The sequence below is a fragment of the Micromonospora sp. RP3T genome (genome assembly GCF_003027925.1).
Taxonomy (GTDB): domain Bacteria; phylum Actinomycetota; class Actinomycetes; order Mycobacteriales; family Micromonosporaceae; genus Micromonospora.
Map to the genome: position 1 here is coordinate 1 of NZ_PYPS01000074.1, position 4,917 is coordinate 4,917.

Below are 4,917 nucleotides of genomic sequence, written 5' to 3' on the forward strand. Positions count from 1 at the left end.
ACGCTTTCCGTGAATCAGCGCCCTTTTCGGGGGCGGGTGGGTGGTGGGTGGGGTCAGGGGAGGGGGAGGGCTCGCCACATGAGGATCTCGTCGCGGGAGTCGGTGGGGGCGAGGCGCAGGGCGGCGGGGAGGCGGCCGACCTCGCGATAGCCGAGGCGGCGGTAGAAGCGGTCCAGGCCGAGCCCGTCGCGGACCGTCACGTGCAGCGCCTCCACGCCCAGCGAGCGGGCCACCCGCTCGGCCTCGCGCATCAGCGCCGCGCCGTACCCGCGTCCCTGGGTGTCGGGGTGCACCATGACGCGCTTGAGCACCCGCCAGTGCGTCTTGAGGTGGAAGCGGTTGTCGCTGATGACCAGGACGGCGACGAGCCGGTCACCCTGGTAGCCGGCGAGCAGCCGGTCCGGTCCGTCGGCGACGTCGGCGAGCGTCGACTCGGCGAACGGGCGCACCTCGCCGGCGCTCACCGGGGCGACGAAGCCGACCGCGCCGCCGGCGTTGGTCGCCGCCACCCAGAGGTCGACGAGCCGTTCGCGCAGTTCGGGGGTCAGGTCGGGGTCGAGCACGAAACGCAGGTCCACGCCGCCATCCTGCGCGTGACGACGCGGCCCGGACCTGCGTTCGTGACCTTCCTGACAGCCGCCGGTGCCGAACGGTACCGGTGAACGGGTGGTAGGGCCGGCGGGACTCGAACCCGCACTGGTGCGGACCTAAACCGCATGCCTCCTGCCAATTGGGCTACGACCCCTTCACGGTGAACACCGTCGTCCTCCACGGCCATTCTGGCCGACGCCGCAGGCGCCTGCCGATCGGGAAGCCGGTCGGTGTCACAGCCTCCGGATCGTAGACCACGTCCGGCGTCGGCACCGCCGGCCTACGGTTGCCGGCGTACGTGGCGGTCTGGCTGTGGCAGTTCGGGCAGAGCAGCCGCAGGTTGCGTGGACGGTTGTCCAAGAAGTCGCCGTTGATGTGGTCGACGTGCAGGGTGAGCGGCGCACCCTGCCAGGTGGCACCGATCCCGCACGCCTCGCACTCCTCCGGCAGGCCGATCGCGCGGAGCGCCCGCTTGAGTCGATGGCCGGCGACTCTGCGGCTGCCCTCCGGGCGGTTCGTGAGCAGCGCCGTCACCGGCAGGCGGGCACCGCGCCCGCCCTTGTTGTGGGCCTGCCCGGTGAAGTGTGAGGTGTCGATGCCGAAGCGTTTGAGCTGCCGGCTGATGTGCGCGTGCGACCCGCCGCTGATCCGCACCCCGAGCAGTCGCATGACCTCGGTGACGCTGTGCGCCTGCGCGGCGGTCACGGCCAGCAGCTCGGGGGAGTACCGGTAGCGGACCACGTGCCGACGGTAGCGGCGGCCTCCGACAGCGTCAGTCGAGACCGAGGTCGCGGCGCAGCTTGGCGACGTGCCCGGTGGCCTTGACGTTGTAGAGCGCCCGCTCGATCTTGCCGTCGGCGTCGATGACGAACGTGGAGCGGATCACGCCGGTGACGGTGCGCCCGTACGACTGCTTCTCGCCGTACGCTCCGTACGCGGTCAGCACCGCCTTGTCCTCGTCGGCGACCAACGGGAACGTGATCGCGTCCCGCTCGCGGAACTTCGCCAGCTTCGCCGGCTTGTCCGGGGAGATGCCGACCACCTGGTAGCCGGCGGACTGCAACGAGGCGAGCGAGTCGCGGAAGTCGCACGCCTGCTTCGTGCAGCCGGGCGTCATGGCCGCCGGGTACGCGTACAGGATGACCTTGCGGCCACGCAGGTCGGCCAGGGAGAGCGTCCCGCCGTCGTCGGTGGGGAGCGCGAAGTCGGGGGCGGGGTCGCCGGGGTTCAGGCGGTCGGTCATGGCGGGAACGATACCGCCGCGCGTGGGCCGGAGGCGGGCGGCGACGCGCGGCCGGCCGGTGATCATCACCATGGCTTGTTGCAAGGGATTGGCAACAGCGACTCGCGGGAAATAGGCTCTGCCCGTGGAAACCCTGGCGATGCACATCTCCAACGGGATCATCGACGGTCCCGTCGCCGCGATCTTCGCGGCCTTCGCGCTCGCCGCGCTCGCGTTCTGCGTGCTGCGCGGCCGGGCCGACCTCGACGACCGGCTGGCGCCGATGGCCGGCCTGGTGGCCGCGTTCATCTTCGCCGTGCAGATGCTCAACTTCCCGATCTTCACCGCCGGGGTGAGCGGCCACCTGCTCGGCGGCGCGCTCGCCGCGCTGCTGGTCGGCCCGTGGGTGGGCGCGCTCTGCGTCGCCGTGGTGCTGGTCGTGCAGGCCCTGGTGTTCGGTGACGGCGGGGTGGCCATGCTCGGCCTCAACATCACCAACATGGCGATCCTGGGCACCGCCGCCGCGTACCTGCTGATCGCGCTGCTGCTGCGGGTGCTGCCGCGCACCCCGGCCGGGCTGGCGGTCACCGCGTTCGTGTCCGCGCTGGTCAGCGTCGTGGTCGCGTCCCAGGGCTTCGTGCTCCAGTACTGGCTGGGCGGCACCACCGACCTCGGCGGCAACCTCGGCGGGCTGGCCGGCACGATGGCCGTCGCCCACCTGCTGATCGGCATCGGCGAGGGCCTGATCACCGCGACCACGGTGGTCACCGTCGCGAAGGTCCGCCCCGATCTGGTGTACGCGTTGCGCGCGCTGAAGAAGCCGGCCGTACCGGCCCCCGCCGTCCCGGTCGCCGGAGGTGCCCGATGAGCAAGCGTTCCTGGCCGTTCCTCCTCGGTGGCCTGCTGATCGCCCTGCTGCTGGCCGGCGTGGTCAGCAACTACGCCTCGTCCCACCCGGACGGGCTGGACTCGTCGCTGCTCAAGGGCTGCACGGTGAACGCCGACGACGAGATCACCGGCGGTAGCTGCCCGGCCCAGCAGGCGAAGGACCACGAGTTGGCGGACAGCCCGCTGGCCGACTACGGCGTCCGGGGGATCGGCAACGACTTCCTCTCCACCGGCCTGTCCGGCGTGCTCGGCGTGCTGCTCACGTTCGCGCTCGGCGGTGGCCTGTTCTGGCTGGCCCGCCGCCGCAACCCGGCGACCGGCGGTCCGGCGACCGGCGGTCCGGCGACCGGCGGTCCGGCGACCGGCGGTCCGGCGACCGGCGGTCCGGCAAGCGGCGGTCCGGCGACCGCTGGTGCTGCGGGCGGCGACAGCGGGACCACCGTGCAGCCCTCCGGCACCCGCTGAGCCGGGGGAGCGACGAATGGGCGCCGGGCACGGGCACGTGCTCTACCGCGAGTCCGGCTCGCCGGTACACCGCCTCCCACCGGAGGTGAAGATCACCGCCATGGTGCTGTTCACCGTGGCGGTGGTGGCCACGCCCCGGGAGGCGTACTGGGCGTTCGGCGGGTACGCGCTGCTGGTCGTCGCCGTGGCGGCGCTGGCCCGGGTCGGTCCGCGCTGGCTGCTCGGCCGGGCGCTGATCGAGCTGCCGTTCGTGCTGTTCGCGTTCGCGTTGCCGTTCCTCGGCACCGGTGAGCGGGTCGGGGTGGCCGGGCTGAGCCTCTCCGTCGACGGACTGCACGGCGCGTTCAACATCCTGGCCAAGGGCACGCTCGGCGTACTCGCGTCGCTCCTGCTGGCCGCGACCACGACGACCCGGGACCTGATTCTCGGCCTGGACCGGCTGCGCTGCCCGCAGATCCTCACCCAGATCGCCACGTTCATGTTGCGCTACCTGGAGGTGCTGGTCGGCGAGGCCCGGCGGATGCGGCTGGCCCGGGTGTCCCGGGGCGACGACCCGCGCTTCCTCTGGCAGTTGCGCGGCTTCGCGGCCGGCGTCGGCGCGCTGTTCCTGCGCGCGTTCGAGCGCGGCGAGCGGGTCTACCTGGCGATGGTCTCGCGCGGCTACACCGGCCGGATGCCGGCGGTGTGGCAGGGAGCCGGCGCGGCCACCGCCGGGCAGTGGGCGGTCGCCGCGACGGTCCCGGCGATCGCGGCCTCCATCGCCGCCGCCGCGCTCGTCCTGCAATGATCGGGTACGTGCAGCCGCCGCCCTCCCTGGACGTCCGTGGCGTCCGGTACGCGTACCCGGATGGTCACGTCGCCCTGCACGGGGTGGACCTGACCGTGCCGCGCGGCGACCGGGTGGCGCTGCTCGGGCCGAACGGCGCCGGCAAGACCACGCTGGTGCTGCACCTCAACGGCATCCTCACCCCGACCGAGGGCACGGTCGAGGTGGGCGGCCTGACCGTCTCCCGCGACCGGGGCACGCTGGCCGAGGTGCGCCGCCGGGTCGGCATCGTCTTCCAGGACCCGGACGACCAGCTCTTCCTGCCCACGGTGGCGGAGGACGTCGCGTTCGGCCCGGCCAACCTGGGGTTGCGCGGGGCCGAGCTGGCGGAACGGGTCGACGAGTCCCTGGCGGCGGTGGGCATGGCCGAGCACCGGGACCGGGCGCCGCACCACCTGTCGTTCGGGCAGCGGCGGCGGGTGGCGGTGGCCACCGTGCTCGCGATGCGGCCGGAGATCCTGGTGCTGGACGAGCCGTCGTCGAACCTCGACCCGGCGGCCCGTCGGGAGCTGGCGGAGATCCTGCGCGCCCTGCCGGTGACGCTGCTGATGGTCACGCACGACCTGCCGTACGCGGCCGAGTTGTGCCCCCGCGCGGTGATCCTGGACGGCGGCCGGATCGTGGCCGACGCCCCCACCAATGACCTCCTTGCGGACGCCGCCCTGCTGGCGCAGCACCGCCTCGAACTCCCCTACGGCTTCACCCCGCCCCTCCCCCGCCCCTGACCCCGCCCTCGCCCTCGCCCCCGAACCCTCGGCGATCTTGCACTTTCCGCCCCGGCAAAGAGGACGAAAGCCGCGCGACGGGGGCCGCAACTGCAAGATCGCCGGGCCGGGCCGGGCCGGGGTGGGGTGAGGCGGGTCAGGGGGGTGGGGGTGCGTGGGGGTGAGCGGGGCGGGGGGGGGTGCGGGCGGTGGTGCGGAGG

Annotated in this window: 7 protein-coding genes and 1 tRNA gene; 4 read left to right on the forward strand and 4 right to left on the reverse strand. The window is 73.2% G+C overall.

Going from position 1 to position 4,917, the window contains the following annotated elements:
- Window positions 1-53: 53 nt before the first annotated feature.
- The 4 genes from C8054_RS31375 to bcp form a co-directional block, all read right to left on the reverse strand.
- Entirely contained in the window at window positions 54-578 is a 525-nt protein-coding gene (locus C8054_RS31375; RefSeq protein ID WP_107162770.1) for a GNAT family N-acetyltransferase, read from the reverse strand.
- 89 nt (window positions 579-667) lie between these two features.
- Window positions 668-745, reverse strand: a tRNA-Leu gene (locus C8054_RS31380).
- Window positions 736-1,332 (reverse strand): HNH endonuclease, encoded by a 597-nt coding sequence (locus C8054_RS31385; protein ID WP_199199993.1) that lies wholly within the window; start codon window positions 1,330-1,332, stop codon window positions 736-738. The genes C8054_RS31380 and C8054_RS31385 overlap by 10 nt, the downstream gene beginning before the upstream one ends.
- A 31-nt stretch (window positions 1,333-1,363) precedes the next feature.
- A complete protein-coding gene (gene bcp, locus C8054_RS31390) occupies window positions 1,364-1,834 on the reverse strand; it encodes a thioredoxin-dependent thiol peroxidase (RefSeq protein ID WP_107162775.1) in 471 nt (156 codons plus the stop codon).
- 124 nt (window positions 1,835-1,958) lie between these two features.
- On the opposite strand from bcp, the gene C8054_RS31395 reads away from it, so the two are divergent.
- Genes C8054_RS31395 through C8054_RS31415 form a run of 4 tightly spaced genes read left to right on the forward strand, consistent with a single transcriptional unit; the run spans window position 1,959 to window position 4,717 of the window.
- A complete protein-coding gene (locus C8054_RS31395) occupies window positions 1,959-2,681 on the forward strand; it encodes an energy-coupling factor ABC transporter permease (RefSeq protein ID WP_107162771.1) in 723 nt (240 codons plus the stop codon).
- Window positions 2,678-3,166 (forward strand): PDGLE domain-containing protein, encoded by a 489-nt coding sequence (locus C8054_RS31400; RefSeq protein WP_233220262.1) that lies wholly within the window; start codon window positions 2,678-2,680, stop codon window positions 3,164-3,166. Before C8054_RS31395 ends, C8054_RS31400 begins: the two co-directional genes overlap by 4 nt.
- Window positions 3,167-3,182: 16 nt before the next feature.
- On the forward strand, window positions 3,183-3,953 hold the full coding sequence (gene cbiQ / locus C8054_RS31410) for a cobalt ECF transporter T component CbiQ (protein ID WP_107162772.1): 771 nt from the start codon (window positions 3,183-3,185) through the stop codon (window positions 3,951-3,953).
- On the forward strand, window positions 3,950-4,717 hold the full coding sequence (locus C8054_RS31415) for an energy-coupling factor ABC transporter ATP-binding protein (RefSeq protein ID WP_107162773.1): 768 nt from the start codon (window positions 3,950-3,952) through the stop codon (window positions 4,715-4,717). The genes cbiQ and C8054_RS31415 overlap by 4 nt, the downstream gene beginning before the upstream one ends.
- The last annotated feature ends 200 nt before the right edge of the window (window positions 4,718-4,917 follow it).

Coding starts and splice junctions, on each gene's coding strand:
- cbiQ (WP_107162772.1), top strand. CDS start 3,183: ATGGGCGCCGGGCACGGGCACGTGCTCTACCGCGAGTCCGGCTCGCCG.
- C8054_RS31400 (WP_233220262.1), top strand. CDS start 2,678: ATGAGCAAGCGTTCCTGGCCGTTCCTCCTCGGTGGCCTGCTGATCGCC.
- bcp (WP_107162775.1), bottom strand. CDS start 1,834: ATGACCGACCGCCTGAACCCCGGCGACCCCGCCCCCGACTTCGCGCTC.
- C8054_RS31415 (WP_107162773.1), top strand. CDS start 3,950: ATGATCGGGTACGTGCAGCCGCCGCCCTCCCTGGACGTCCGTGGCGTC.